The sequence below is a fragment of the Burkholderia sp. LA-2-3-30-S1-D2 genome, assembly GCF_001523915.2.
GTDB lineage: Bacteria > Pseudomonadota > Gammaproteobacteria > Burkholderiales > Burkholderiaceae > Burkholderia > Burkholderia diffusa.
The window spans coordinates 333792-346819 of sequence record NZ_CP013385.1; the positions used below are offsets into that span (position 1 = coordinate 333792).

At 65.6% G+C, this 13028-nt stretch carries 16 protein-coding genes; 9 read left to right on the forward strand and 7 right to left on the reverse strand.

The genetic code is table 11. The features are described from left to right. Positions 1–20 precede the first annotated feature (20 nt). Positions 21–713 (forward strand): CBS domain-containing protein, encoded by a 693-nt coding sequence (locus tag WS66_RS30530; RefSeq protein ID WP_059602921.1) that lies wholly within the window; start codon positions 21–23, stop codon positions 711–713. Between the two features lie 128 nt (positions 714–841). Here the strand turns inward: WS66_RS30530 and WS66_RS30535 are convergent, their stop codons facing one another. Next, a complete protein-coding gene (locus WS66_RS30535) occupies positions 842–1315 on the reverse strand; it encodes a hypothetical protein (protein ID WP_059602782.1) in 474 nt (157 codons plus the stop codon). Positions 1316–1451: 136 nt separating this feature from the next. Next, the gene (locus WS66_RS30540; protein ID WP_059602783.1) at positions 1452–1946 is read right to left on the reverse strand and encodes a CreA family protein; all 495 of its coding nucleotides are present in this window, start codon (positions 1944–1946) and stop codon (positions 1452–1454) included. Between the two features lie 298 nt (positions 1947–2244). Between WS66_RS30540 and WS66_RS30545 the strand changes: the two genes are divergently transcribed. Genes WS66_RS30545 through WS66_RS30565 form a run of 5 tightly spaced genes read left to right on the forward strand, consistent with a single transcriptional unit; the run spans position 2245 to position 5949 of the window. Continuing rightward, the gene (locus WS66_RS30545; RefSeq protein ID WP_236873023.1) at positions 2245–2637 is read left to right on the forward strand and encodes a DUF1924 domain-containing protein; all 393 of its coding nucleotides are present in this window, start codon (positions 2245–2247) and stop codon (positions 2635–2637) included. Positions 2638–2649: 12 nt separating this feature from the next. After that, positions 2650–3171 (forward strand): diheme cytochrome c, encoded by a 522-nt coding sequence (locus WS66_RS30550; RefSeq protein ID WP_059602784.1) that lies wholly within the window; start codon positions 2650–2652, stop codon positions 3169–3171. Next, on the forward strand, positions 3137–3874 hold the full coding sequence (locus WS66_RS30555) for a cytochrome b/b6 domain-containing protein (protein WP_059602785.1): 738 nt from the start codon (positions 3137–3139) through the stop codon (positions 3872–3874). Before WS66_RS30550 ends, WS66_RS30555 begins: the two co-directional genes overlap by 35 nt. A 24-nt stretch (positions 3875–3898) precedes the next feature. Beyond that, positions 3899–4564, forward strand: coding sequence for a response regulator (locus tag WS66_RS30560; protein ID WP_059602786.1), 666 nt, complete (start codon positions 3899–3901; stop codon positions 4562–4564). Next, on the forward strand, positions 4561–5949 hold the full coding sequence (locus tag WS66_RS30565; RefSeq protein WP_059602790.1) for an ATP-binding protein: 1389 nt from the start codon (positions 4561–4563) through the stop codon (positions 5947–5949). The genes WS66_RS30560 and WS66_RS30565 overlap by 4 nt, the downstream gene beginning before the upstream one ends. Positions 5950–6067: 118 nt before the next feature. On the opposite strand, the gene WS66_RS30570 is transcribed toward WS66_RS30565, so the two are convergent. Next, positions 6068–6472 carry a hypothetical protein gene (locus tag WS66_RS30570; protein ID WP_059602926.1) on the reverse strand — a complete coding sequence of 135 codons (405 nt, stop codon included), beginning with the start codon at positions 6470–6472 and terminating at the stop codon, positions 6068–6070. A gap of 188 nt (positions 6473–6660) precedes the next feature. On the opposite strand from WS66_RS30570, the gene WS66_RS30575 reads away from it, so the two are divergent. Both WS66_RS30575 and WS66_RS30580 read left to right on the forward strand, forming a co-directional pair. Beyond that, the gene (locus tag WS66_RS30575; RefSeq protein WP_059602793.1) at positions 6661–7008 is read left to right on the forward strand and encodes a carboxymuconolactone decarboxylase family protein; all 348 of its coding nucleotides are present in this window, start codon (positions 6661–6663) and stop codon (positions 7006–7008) included. Between the two features lie 41 nt (positions 7009–7049). Further along, complete coding sequence (locus WS66_RS30580; protein ID WP_082728949.1) at positions 7050–7991, forward strand: cation diffusion facilitator family transporter; 942 nt, start codon at positions 7050–7052, stop codon at positions 7989–7991. A 75-nt stretch (positions 7992–8066) separates the two neighbouring features. On the opposite strand, the gene WS66_RS30585 is transcribed toward WS66_RS30580, so the two are convergent. Both WS66_RS30585 and WS66_RS30590 read right to left on the reverse strand, forming a co-directional pair. After that, positions 8067–8684 carry a hypothetical protein gene (locus tag WS66_RS30585; RefSeq protein ID WP_059602796.1) on the reverse strand — a complete coding sequence of 206 codons (618 nt, stop codon included), beginning with the start codon at positions 8682–8684 and terminating at the stop codon, positions 8067–8069. After that, positions 8678–8914 carry a hypothetical protein gene (locus WS66_RS30590; protein WP_059602800.1) on the reverse strand — a complete coding sequence of 79 codons (237 nt, stop codon included), beginning with the start codon at positions 8912–8914 and terminating at the stop codon, positions 8678–8680. Before WS66_RS30590 ends, WS66_RS30585 begins: the two co-directional genes overlap by 7 nt. Here WS66_RS30590 and WS66_RS30595 point away from each other — a divergent pair. After that, positions 8913–11204 carry a heavy metal translocating P-type ATPase gene (locus WS66_RS30595; RefSeq protein WP_059602932.1) on the forward strand — a complete coding sequence of 764 codons (2292 nt, stop codon included), beginning with the start codon at positions 8913–8915 and terminating at the stop codon, positions 11202–11204. The genes WS66_RS30590 and WS66_RS30595 overlap by 2 nt on opposite strands. A gap of 12 nt (positions 11205–11216) precedes the next feature. Here WS66_RS30595 and WS66_RS30600 read toward each other — a convergent pair whose 3' ends face one another. Together WS66_RS30600 and WS66_RS30605 are read right to left on the reverse strand one after the other, a co-directional pair. Further along, on the reverse strand, positions 11217–12167 hold the full coding sequence (locus WS66_RS30600) for a universal stress protein (RefSeq protein ID WP_059602803.1): 951 nt from the start codon (positions 12165–12167) through the stop codon (positions 11217–11219). A gap of 266 nt (positions 12168–12433) precedes the next feature. Continuing rightward, a complete protein-coding gene (locus WS66_RS30605) occupies positions 12434–13000 on the reverse strand; it encodes a cytochrome b (protein WP_059602806.1) in 567 nt (188 codons plus the stop codon). Positions 13001–13028: the final 28 nt, after the last annotated feature.

Consider the following 13028-nt stretch of genomic DNA (forward strand, 5'->3'; position numbering starts at 1 on the left):
ACGCATTGAAGGAGCACCTTATGCGAGCGCGTGACGTGATGACAACCGCGGTCATTTCCGCCAGTCCGGAGATGAGCGTTCAGGAGACCGCGAAGCTGCTCGTGGAGCACTCGATCAGCGCGGTTCCCGTAATCGATGCGGACGGAAAGCTGATCGGGATCGTCAGCGAAGGCGACCTTGTGCACCGCGTCGAAATTGGCACGCATGCCAGGCGCCGCTCCTGGTGGCTGGAGCTTCTTGCGTCCAGCCGCGAATTGGCCGGCGAGTATGTAAAGGAACACGCGCAGACCGTGAAGGACCTGATGACTGTCGACGTCGTCACGGTCGCCGAGGACACGCCGCTGTCCGAAGTTGCCGAATTGCTGGAACGGCACCGCATCAAGCGCGTGCCGGTCGTCGACAACGGCAAGGTGGCAGGCCTGGTGAGTCGAGCCGATCTCGTGCGCGCGCTTGCCAGCGAGACGAACGACAAACGGAAGTCGGTCGCGCATGCGGACGTCGAGATACGCGAGGCGATACTGAATGCGATGTCTGGCCAACGCTGGGCGCTAACGCGAGGCCAGATCATCGTCAGGAACGGCAAGGTACATCTATGGGGCGTGATCTTCAGCGAAGAGGAGCGCAAAGCGGTGTGCGTGGCAGCCCAGACTGTACCGGGCGTCAAACAGGTGATCAGCCATCTCGTCTATCCTCTTACGCTTCCCTCGATGTAAACGTAAGCGGTCGACACACATCAGCGGGGAAAAGGGCGATGCTCACGCCGCTGCCGAGTGGCGCACGAGCGTGCATTCGTGCTGCGCGAAGCGGCACGAACGCGAACACGAGAGACTACCTCGACCGGTCAGAACTGCTGATCGTAGTTGAGGCGGACATGCTCCGGATGGCCGAGGCCGTCTCTCGTGATCGTGAGATCGATGTGATAGACACCTTTCCAACGTGCGTCGAACACGTTCCCGTACGTGACCGCATTGCCGTCCTGCGTCGGGTCGAGTGCTATCCGCGTCGATTTTGAATGGAAGGCACTGGCTTCGCTTCGCGGTCCCTGAACGACAGCAACGACGTGAGCATTATCAATGCGCTTTCCGTTTGACCTGTCGAACAGGGCGACCGTGAGCAGGAACAGGTTCACGTTGTTCGACGCCACGCCGGAACCGCCGCCCGGCGTAGCGGCGCGACTCGCCGGAACCACACCGTAGTGGACGACGAGCTTGCCCGTCGTCACGCTGCGCGTCAGGTCGTTCGCACCGGCGGTCGATACCGCGCCGACAAGCAATGCCAGCCAGGCAAGCAGCACAAGAAAAATTCGCGATCGCATAGGGGCCTCCTCGGCGGTGGATTTACCGCATCGGCAATGCGCACGCAAAGCGACCGGAATCTTGCTTCCATGCTGACATCGCGCGAAAACGCAGGCTTGACGCAGGTCATGCCGCCGCCAGAGTCATGACGCCGCATCATTCGGCGGATGCGTCCGTTCCACCCCAGTGCACCGGCAAGCGGACGACATCCACATGCCCCGGGAGATCGCCCGCCACGTCGCTTTCCATGTACGAGAAGTAGACGACGACGAGACGCCGGAGATCGACAATCCGGACCACGTGTATCGATCCAAACACCGGATCGACGGATTCGTCGAATACCTGAGCCAGCCGCGGCAAGCGGGCGGTCGTGGCGAGCGTTCCGGTCTGGTGACAGGACACCGATGCTCCGGCGCCATGTCCGTCGCGCAAGGGCGGTCGTTCGTCGCGCGTGTGCGGCTCCGAGACGAAGCACGTTACTCCGTGGAGCTTCGGGTCGTCGTACGCGGATATGCCGATATGCGCGCCGTAGCGCTGAGAGTGTGGCGGAATGCGCGCCAGTTCCTCCGCATCGACGACGGATGCGCAGGAGATCGCCAGCGCGACGGACGCAATCCATGTACGTGTTCGCAGCGTGATCATCGCCAGCATCCTCGACTGATCGGCAAAACTGTCTCGGCAGGACTCCCGTGCAACGAGACGGATTGAACTTCAGACTAGGTGCCTGCCGGTATCGAACGCTTGACTTGCGTCAAGGCGGAATGAAGGGGTGGCCGGATGCTTGCTGCAAGAGCGGCCGATCGGGCGCGACGCAACGGCCATGTGGCGGGCGGCATCGCACTCGCGACACGGCGCGCGCATCCGCGCGTTAAGAATCCGGTAAGGAATTCTCCCGAAGATGAACGCATCGCTCAGGAGAACCACGATGCGCATATCCGACTCGGTTCGCATGCTATGCCGGGCAGGCCTGGGGGCTGCCATATGCGTGGCCGCCATGGCCGACGCAGGTGCCGAAACGCCGGCCCAGTTGCTGGCCGGCTACACGGCACAGTCAGGCGTCGGCGCCATGCCGTCGCGCGGTCAGCAGTTCTTCACGTCCCGACATGGGCGCGACTGGAGCTGCGCGACCTGCCATGGCGGCACGCCGACCGGTGCAGGCACGCACATCGTTACCGGTAAGACCATCGAGCCGCTTGCGCCCGCTTTCAACCCGGCCCGGTTCACGGACGGCGCCAGGACCGAAAAGTGGTTCCGCAGAAACTGCAAGGACGTCGTCGGGCGCGAATGCTCGTCGGCCGAGAAGGCCGACGTCCTGAGCTGGCTCATGAGTCTGAAACCCTGACGGCGAACGATCATGAACAACATCGACTCGACGAAGTCGCCGCGCAGGATCGCCGCGCGGCGCCATGCACGCGCAAGCGTGCTCGGGATGCTGCTGATGTCGCTGCTGCCGTGCGCGGCACGGGCGGAAGACGAAATGCGCAGCGTCGCGATTCCATTACTGCCGAAGTACCAGCAGGAGTGCGCGACCTGCCATGTCGCCTATCCGCCCGGGGCGCTGCCCGCCGAATCGTGGCGACGCATCCTGAACGGTCTCGACCATCACTTCGGCACCGATGCGACGCTGGACCCGACAACGATCGGGCAACTGGAGACATGGCTGACGGCACATGCGGCGACGGGCGGCGCGGCGCGCCGTCCCCCGGAAGACAGGATTACCCGGTCGGCGTGGTTCGCCGCCACGCACGACGAGGTTCCTGCGTCCGTGTGGCGCAGCGCTGCAGTGAAGCGGCCGTCGAATTGCGCCGCATGTCATACGCAAGCAGACAAAGGAAATTTCGATGAACGATTCGTCCGCATCCCGAGTACACGGTGAACCGGCATCCTCGCGTCCCGCACGGATACTGGTCTGGGACGCTCCGCTGCGCGTATTCCACTGGCTGAGCGTCATTGCCTTCGCCGGCGCGTGGCTGACCGCCGAGAGCGAGCGATGGCGGCTGATGCACGTCGCGTTCGGCTATACGATGCTGGCGCTCGTCGCGTTTCGCGTCGTTTGGGGCGTGGCCGGCACGCGTCATGCGCGGTTCTCGTCGTTCGTGCGTTCGCCGGCGGCCGCTTTCCGCTACGTCCTGAGCCTTGCGAAAGGCCGGCCCGAACATCACGTCGGCCACAACCCCGCCGGCGCGGTGGCGATCGTCGCCATGCTGGCGATGATGGTCGTCACGGGGGTGACCGGCTGGGGGGCCTACACCGGAAACGGCGAGTCGTTCGGTGATCTGCATGAGGGTGCGGCGAACGCCATGCTCGCGCTCGTCGTGTTCCATGTCGCCGCCGTTCTCGTCAGCAGCGTCGTGCATCGTGAGAATCTGGCCGGCGCGATGGTGACAGGCTACAAGCGCGGTGCACCGATCGACGGCATCCGGCGTGCGTGGTGGGGGATCGCTGTCGTGATGACGGCCGCGGCGATCGGCTGGTGGTGGACGCAATGGCAGGCGGCACCGCAGCCCGCTCGAGCGGACCGGCCCGTCGCGACGGACACCGGCCGCCCCGCGCACGGCGCGGGCGGGGACGACGACTGACGGCCACCGGCGGAGTGCCCGATCGTGCGCATCCTGCTCGTGGAAGACGACGTCCTGCTCGGCGACGGGATCCGCGCCGGATTACGCCAGCAAGGGTTCCAGGTCGACTGGGTGCGTGACGGCGACGCGGCCCAGCGCGAGCTGCGCGCGCATGTTCATGCCGCGACGGTCCTCGATCTCGGCTTGCCGCTCGTGGATGGCATGGATGTCCTGCAGCGCATTCGCCGCGACGGCATGGCGTCGCCGATCCTGGTCCTGACCGCGCGCGATGCCGTGCCGGACCGAATCAGGGCGCTCGATGCGGGCGCCGACGACTACGTGATCAAGCCCGTGGACCTGTACGAGCTCGGTGCGCGCCTGCGAGCGCTGGTCCGGCGGTCCCACGGTCGGCCGACCGAGCGGCTCCACGCGCAGGACGTCGAGCTGGAACCCGCGTCGCGAACCGCGCGCCGCGCCGGCGTGGCCGTCGCGCTGTCCACGCGAGAGTTCGACCTGCTGCACATCCTGATGCTGAATGCCGGCCGGGTTCTGTCGCGCGAGCAGATCGAGCAGTATCTGTACAGTTGGGGGCAGGAGGTGGAGAGCAATGCCGTCGAGGTCCACATACATCGCCTGCGCGCCAAGCTCGGCAGCGAGCTGATCCGAACGGTGCGCGGCGTGGGTTACGTGCTGATGCGGGGCGATGCATGAAAACCCTGCTGCCCGCGCGTTCGTTGCATGGCCGGTTGCTGACGCTCGTGCCGGCCGTGGTTCTCGGTGTCTGGCTATCGACGCTGATGCTGACCTGGCTGGATGCGCAGCGCGAAATCGACCGGTTGCTCGATGGCCACCTCGCGCAGGCGGCGGCACTGCTCGTCGCGCAGCAGGCGCGCGGGCCGGATGACGACGACAATGCGATCGACGCGCCGATCCTTCATCCGTACGGCCCGCGTGTGGCCTTTCAGGTGTTTCATGACGGGCGGCTCGGCCTGCATTCCGAAAACGCACCGGCGAAGCCGATGGTGGCGCCCGAGCTGACCGGACGCGATCGGGCCTCCGGATTCTGGACCGTCGTGATCGACGGGAATGCGTGGCGGGTATTCGTCGTGCACGGCGTGCGCAGCAACGTTCAGGTGTTCGTGGGCGAGCGAATCGATTCGCGCGAATCGATCCTGCGCGCCGTCATGCGCAGTGCATTCTGGCCGATGGCGGCCGCGTTGCCGTTGCTGGTGCTCGCCATCGGCTGGGCGGTTCGCCGCGGCACGGCGCCGCTGCGCGATTTCGGCCGAGTGCTGGCGCGGCGCAATCCGCAGGCGCTCGATCCGATTCGGCCGGATCGGACACCGCTCGAGATGCGGTCGATGCTGGATGCGCTGAACCGGCTGTTCGAACGGATTCGCACCGTCATGGACGCGGAGCGCCGATTCACTGCCGATGCGGCTCACGAGTTGCGCACGCCGATCGCGGCCGTCAAGGCACAGGCGCAGGTCGCCATGGCGGAGCCCGATGACGAGCGACGCCGGCATGCGCTGCGAGGCGTGCTCGAAGGGTGCGATCGGGCCGCTCGTCTGGTGGATCAGCTTCTGTTGCTTTCGCGTCTCGATGCGGGCGCACTGACGGACCGTGCACCGGTCGACGTATCGGCCCTGGCGAAACGGGTGGTCGCGGAAGCTGCGCCACGGGCGATCGGAAAACGGCAGCGGCTGGAACTTGATGCGCCATCGCCATGCGTCGTCGGCGGCAACGAACCATTGCTCGAGTCGATGGTGCGCAACCTGGTCGACAACGCGATTGGCTACAGCCCGCCACAGGCGCGCATATGCGTTTCGGTTTGCCGACGGGAAGGGCATGCCGTGCTACGGGTCGAAGACGGCGGCCCGGGTATCGGCGACGACGACCTGCACAGGCTCGGCGAACGGCTCTTTCGGCCGCAGGGAGCCCGGCCGGGTGGGAGCGGCCTCGGCTGGTCGATCGTACGGCGAATCGCAGCCGCGCATGACGCGGACATCGAGGTGGGTCGATCGCCCGCGCTCGGCGGCCTGCGCGTGGTTGTGTCGTGGCCGGCTGCCGATGCAACGGACGCGGCCATGCACTAGTCGACCATGTACGTCTACGATCGGACGCGCACGCGTTCGACGCGTCGCCGCAGACTACGCGAGCAGCCGATCGCGACCGGCACGGCGTGCCCGTCGCCGCGCACGCCGTGCCATGCGATCACTGGCCGGCGGCGCCGCTTGCAGGGCCGCCAGGCTGGCCGTGCATGTAGCCCGGCCCCATGCCCGGCCCCATGCCCGTGCCCATGCCTTGCCCCCGATGCATGCCCCACCTGGGCGGAACGTCGGGCAACTTGATGCCGCGCGCCTTTGCGCGCTTCTGCATCTCGGCGTGATGCTCCGCGCGGATTTTCTCGCGCTCGGCGTCCGATGCCGCAGCGAGCATCCGGGTACGGTATGCGCTGCGCTCGGCGGGTGTCATCAGCTGACTGCCGTACATCATGCCGCCCGGCTCGACGGCGGAACCGCCAGCGGGCTGGCGCGGCTGTGCATCGGCCAGACCGGCCGTCATCGCGACCGCGACGCCGATCAGGCACGAAACGGTGAACCTGCTCACTGCGGACATGACGCTCTCCAAATCGTTTGCATGGTTTCAACCGTACGCAAAGATGACGATCGAACCTTTGCCGCAGATCAAGTCCCCGCGGAGTGCCGGCGATCATGCTGTTGTCAAACGTTCGGCGCATCATTCGGCGTCACGGCGACGAAGCGTGGTGCGCCCACTCGATTCCTGTCATGTCGGAGCTGCCAGCCATGTCGAATTCATTGCATTATCGTGAAAGAACCGCGGAAGTCGCCGAGCAGATGCGCAAGCTTCGGCAGTCGCAGCCGGACCTCATGTCCGCCTTCGGCGCGCTGGGCGCGGCCGGTACCAAAGAGGGCGCGCTGACGAAGAAGACCCGCGAGCTGATCGCGTTAGGCATCGCGATCTCATGCCGCTGCGACGACTGCATCGGTTTCCACATGCAATCGCTGATCAAGCTGAAGGCGACGCGCGAGGAGATCGAGGCGGTCGCCGGTGTCGCCGTCTACATGGGCGGCGGCCCGTCGATGATGTACGCGGCACATGCGTTGATCGCGTTCGACGAGCTTTCGACGTGACGTGCGGCCTTGCTCAACCCTGGAAGGTGACCTGAATCGTGATGTCAAGAATTCCCGACGTTGTTTCGGAAACCGTCGCTGAAGCGACGCCCGCGATGGCCGCCGCGGCCACGCGAAGCACCTGGGTGAGCGTGGCGGTCAACCTCGCGCTGAGCATCGCGCAAGTGGTAATCGGCATCCTGTCCCGATCGCAAGGTCTCGTGGCGGACGGGATTCACTCATTGTCCGACCTGATCGCGGATTTCGTCGTGCTGCTGGCCAGCCACCATAGCCGCAAGCCCGTCGACGAAAAGCATCCTTACGGCCATCAGCGCTTCGAAACCGGCGCATCGCTGGCACTTGCCGCAATCCTGCTGCTGGTCGGTGGCGGGATGCTCTGGTCCGCCATCCAGAAGCTCGAGCATCCGGAGGCGATCGCGCGCGTCCACGTCGCGGCGCTCTGGGTCGCGCTCGTCGCGCTCGCCGCGAAGGAAAGCCTGTTCCGTTACATGTTCGCGGTCGCCACGCGAGTGAAGTCGAGCATGCTCGTCGCCAACGCATGGCACGCGCGTTCGGACGCCGCATCGTCGCTGGTCGTCGCTTGCGGCATCGTCGGCAACCTGCTCGGTTATCCGCTGCTCGATCCCGTCGCCGCGCTGATCGTCGGCGGGATGATCGTGAAAATGGGCGCCACGTTCGGTTGGGACGCCTTGCACGACCTGATGGATCGGGCGGCCGACGCCGAAGACGTGCAGGCGATCCGCGCGACGCCCGGCGTGCTCGACGTGCACGACCTGCGCACGCGAAAGACCGGCGACCTGATCCTCGTCGACGTGCATCTCGACATCGACGCCGATCTCACGGTTGCGCAAGGGCACGACATCGCGGTGGACGCGCGTGCTCGCGTGATGAAGCATCACCGCGTCCTGAACGTGATGACCCACGTCGATCCGCGCAAGCGGGAACGCATCGCTGAAACCGCGTCCGGGATGCGCGGCCGGTGAGCGGCACCGGTCGGCCGGTCAGCCGGTCAGCCGGTCAGCCGGTGCGGCCGATCGGCACGGCGTGCATGCCGGGTGTCATTCCGCTCCGCGCGGAGGATGGCCGCGCCGGAACGTCAACCGGCGTTCCTTGAGAAGCGCGCGCCAATTGAGCTTCATCAACGCGAAGACGACGCCGAGCAACGCCAGTTGCGTGACGATGAAGTATCCGCCGAGATAAGTGCCTTCGAGCCCGGACTCCACGTCCAGCCGGGTCGACGCAAGGCGGCCGAGGTGCGCCCAGATCGCATAGGTCGCGGCGCGGCCGACGAAGAACGCCGCGGCGATGATTCTGAGCGGCAATCCGGAAAGGCCGTATGCGATGAACAGATAGTTCGACGGAAGCGGGCTCAGGGCATAGAAGAAGAACGCACCGGCGGTGAGCGTGCTGTGCTTGCGCAGCCAGTGCGTGGCGACGTCGATGTTCTCGCGATCCGATTGCCGCATCCAGCGGGCGCGCACGAGCGATCTTGCGAAGGTCGCCAGGATGACGCGGCCAGTCGTCGCCGCGCCGGCCGCCACGATGGCAAAGATCAGTGGATTGCCTTCGGGCAGGTTGAACCCGACCCACGACATCGCCATCCACGTGGGCGGGGCGAACGCCGGCATGAGATTCAGCAGAAGAATCAGCAGAAACAGTACCGCCAGCGTCAGCACGATATCGCCTCCAGGCGCTTCGGTGTCACGCTTCGATTGTGCTGACGAAAGGCGCCGCCCGCTTGACTCACGTCAAGCAACGCGCCGTGCCGGTCGTTCGCGTGACGCGCTTCGCCGTGACTCAGGTCAACGGCCGAACCGCGGCGTTTCCTAGACTGATGCCACGCCGTGAGCAACCGGAACCGGATGCGGCGAACCCCGCCGTGCACGGCAATCGGAAGAATGGTCATGTCCCGAATCCGCTGGTCGATCGATCTCGCGTTGCTGGTCCTCGCAGCGACTACGCTCGCCGCAGGGGGCATGTGCGTGGCGTTCGGTCTGCTTTCACTCGCGCGGGTCGTCTGGCTGCTGGGTACGGTGCCGGTCTTGCTCGCGTTGACCGTGTCGCTTGCAAAGGCCGTGGCGAAACGGCAGGCCGGCATCGACGTGCTCGCATGGCTGGCGATCGGCCTGGCAATCGCGCTGGACGAGACGCTGACCGCCGCGGTCATCGCATTGATGCTGGCCAGCGGCCGGACGCTGGAGCGGTATGCGCAAGACCGCGCGCAACGCGAGATGACGGCGCTGCTCGGCCGTGCCCCCCGGCAGGCGACACGGTTCGAGAACGGTGAATGGCGTTCCGTTGCGCCGGAAACCATCGTTCCGGGTGACAGGCTGCTCGTGCGTAGCGGCGAATGCGCGCCGGTCGACGGCACGTTGACCGACGACGCGGAACTGGACGAGTCCATGCTGACGGGCGAGTCGTCCACCCAGCGGCGACGCTCGGGGGAAACCGCATGCAGCGGCGTGGTCAACGCAGGCGCGCCATTTGAAATGGTCGCCCGCACCACGGCAGGCGACAGCACGTTTGCGGGCATCGTCCGCATGGTCGAGCGCGCACAACACGAGCGCGGTCCGGCCGTGCGTCTCGCGGATCGCTACGCGGCATTCTTCGTGCTCGCCTCGCTGCTCGTCGCCGGCATCGCGTGGCTGCTGACCGGCGACGTCACACGCGCGCTCGCCGTGCTCGTCGTCGCCACGCCTTGTCCGTTGATCCTCGCCGTGCCGGTCGCCATCGTGTCGGGCATGTCGCGTTGTTCGAAACGCGGCATCCTGGTCAAGGGCGGGGGCGCGCTCGAACGTCTCGCGCAAGCGACGATTCTGTTCTTCGACAAGACCGGGACGCTGACGGGCGGGCGGGCACGCATCGTTGCGATCGAATGCGGCACGAACGTCGGCGCGGGCGATGTGCTGCGTTTCGCGGCGTCATTGGCACAGGCTTCGGGACACGTCATTTCGGATGCGCTGACGGTCGCCGCGCGGGAACGCCGGATCAATCTGTCGCCGCCATCGGTCGTCATGGAAACGGCGGGCGAGGGCGTCACAGGCCGGGTCGACAACCGGACCGTCGCGATCGGCAAGTTCGGATATGTCGCCGCCTCTTCAACGGTCGCCCCCTGGAGCGACGCGTTCCTCAAGCGGGTCGGCAACGAGGGCGGGGCCGCCGTGTTCGTCGGCGTCGATGGTGTCATGATCGGTGCGATTCAGATGGCCGACCAGGTGCGGCTGGAGACGCCGCGGGCATTGCGGCTGTTGAAACGGGAAGGCGTCGAGCGCCTCGTCATGCTGACCGGCGACCGGCGAGACATTGCCCAGGCCGTCGGCGAGTTGCTGGGTGTTACCGACGTGCGTGCCGAGCAGACGCCGACGGACAAGCTTGCCGCGATTCAGGCCGCGCGCAAGGAAGGCGTGACGATCATGGTCGGCGACGGCGTGAACGACGCGCCGGCGCTCGCGGCCGCCGACGTCGGTATTGCGATGGGTGCGCGGGGGGCGGCCGCGTCATCCGAAGCGGCCGACGTGGTACTGCTGGTGGATCGGCTGGATCGACTCGTGGATGCGATACGTATCGCACGACGGTCGCGCCGAATCGCACTCGAGAGCGTGGTGGCCGGCATGTCGCTGTCGGTCGTCGCAATGACGATTGCGGCGGCCGGATTCCTGCAGCCGATTGCCGGTGCGGTCATTCAGGAAGTCATCGACGTCGTCGTCATCATCAATGCGTTACGCGTGCTGCTGGTTCGCCCGAGGCCAACCGACGCCCGACTTGCCGATGTCGACGTCGAGCAACTCAAGCGCGAGCACACGGCATTGTCACCGTTGCTGGACCAGATCAGGGATCTCGCGGATCGTATGCCGCAACTATCCGGGGCAGCCATCGCCAGTGAGCTTGTCCACGTGATCGACTCGCTGGACGAACGGCTGCTGCCGCACGAACGCGCCGAGGATCGGGACGTCTACGCGCGACTCGCCCCGCTTCTCGGTGGCGAGGACCCGCTGGCGGCGATGAGCGGCGCACACCGGGAGATCTTCAAGATGGTCCGATCGCTCAGGCAGATGGTCGCGGACCTGCCGCGCGACGGAACGAACGCCATGCAGGTGCAGGCGATACAGCGCTTGTTGTACGGGCTGGAAGCGATCGTACGCCTGCATTGCGCTCAGGAGGAGGAACTGTTCCACGCCGTCGGAGCGGATGCGTGACCCTGAAACGCGTCACGCATGCGGCGCACTCACCAGAAGAACCGGCGTTTTCGTGATGCGCGCAACGCGTCCGGCCACGCTGCCGACGAGCCAGCCCGTGACGCCGCGCCGCCCATGGGTGCCCATGACGATCATGTCCGCGCTCCATTCGATGGCGTCGTTCACGATCAGGTGAGGCACGTCCGCGCCGGTGCGATCCGTTTGAATCAGTTGAGACTGCGCGTGCGCGGGTGTGCCATCGAGCAGGGCCATGGCTTTTTGCAGTGCACGATTGCCTTCGCTGACCAACGCCGCTTCCAGCGTCTCGACGGGGACGAAATCACCCAGCGATGTAGGGCGATCGAGCACGTGTATGGCCCGGAATTCGGTCTCGGGACGCGAGAATTTCAACCCCGTTTGCAATGCGTGGAGCGCGATCGGGCTTCCGTCGACAGCGAACAGCATCCGCCGCGGCAGGTGCTCGGCGACCGACGCAAAACCTTCCGGAACGATGAGCAGCGGGCAACCAACGAGCTTGCCGAGCGGGCCGGAAACCGTTCCCTCGATCCATCCGAGCAAGCCATGATGCTGACGTGTGCCGACGATCATGAGTTCGGCCTGCCAGGCTTGTGCACTTTCGGCCAGCGCATGCACGACATCCCCGCCGTGCGTGGACAAGTCGATGACTTCCGTGTCGATCGAGATGTCGTCGCGCGAAATTGCGCTTTGGGCACGCGACAGCGCGTCGGATGCATCTCGCAACAATTCGTCCCGGGCCGATTCGAGAAATGCCGTGGCTTTCGACCCGAGCGGGACGAGCGTTCGCGGATTTTCCGCAACGCTGACGATATGCACCGCGGCATTCGACGGGAGGAACGCTTTGGCATACGCGAGGGCATGTGTGGATGCGGCGGAACCGTCGACGGCGATCAATACCCGCTGGGAGGCGGAGACTGCCTGGACGGGTGAAGTGCTGGTATTCATGAATGTCTCCCGGTGACAACCGACGGTCTTGTACACGGCAATTTTTCGCACGAGGGCCGTCTACCGGCTTGACCTTCGTCAAGCACGTTCGTCTTCGCAGTGCCGGGCGAAATGGCGGCTCGATTGCGTCGAGTGCATGGCCGCTGCCACGTGTAATGCCATGATCCTTGCCAGGATGACCTCACCGGCATCCTAGGCCCGACCGAAGCTTCAAATCAAGCGTTTGCCGGCATTCACGGTCAACGGCATGGTGACGTGCTCGACGCTCAATTCCGGTCACCGGACGGGACCTGCTGCCGGGCGACGCGCGCGCGCAAAGGCAGAATGCGCGGAAACACGTTCTCCGACCTGAACAGCTTGTGCGCCACCGCGCCCAGCACGTGCAGGCCGACCAGTGCGGCCAGCCCGTAAGCCGTCAGCGCGTGCAGTTCTCCCAGCCAATGCGACAGCTCGCGACTCCTGGGCACCAGGGTCGGTAGCGAGAAGAGCCCGAAGCAGCTGGCCGTGTGCCCGGCCGCGTTCGTCTTCATCCACCCGAGCACGGGAATGGCGAACATCAGCACATAAAGCAGCCTGTGCACGCTGCGTTCCGCGAAATGGTTCAGCGTGCCGGCCGGATTGACCGATGGCGGGAGGCTGCGGCGCATACGCAGCCGATTCACGATACGAAGCGCCACGAGCCCAAGAATGGCGATGCCGATCGACTTGTGCAGGCTGACGAGGTCCTCGTTGTCGTCGAGCAGCAAGCCGACGATCAGGTTGCCGATCAGCGCGGCGGCCAGCAGCCAGTGCAGCAGGCTGATCGACAGCGGATAGCGGGTATTGGTTTTCATGACGGGAATGTCTGTTCAGTGGTGAAAG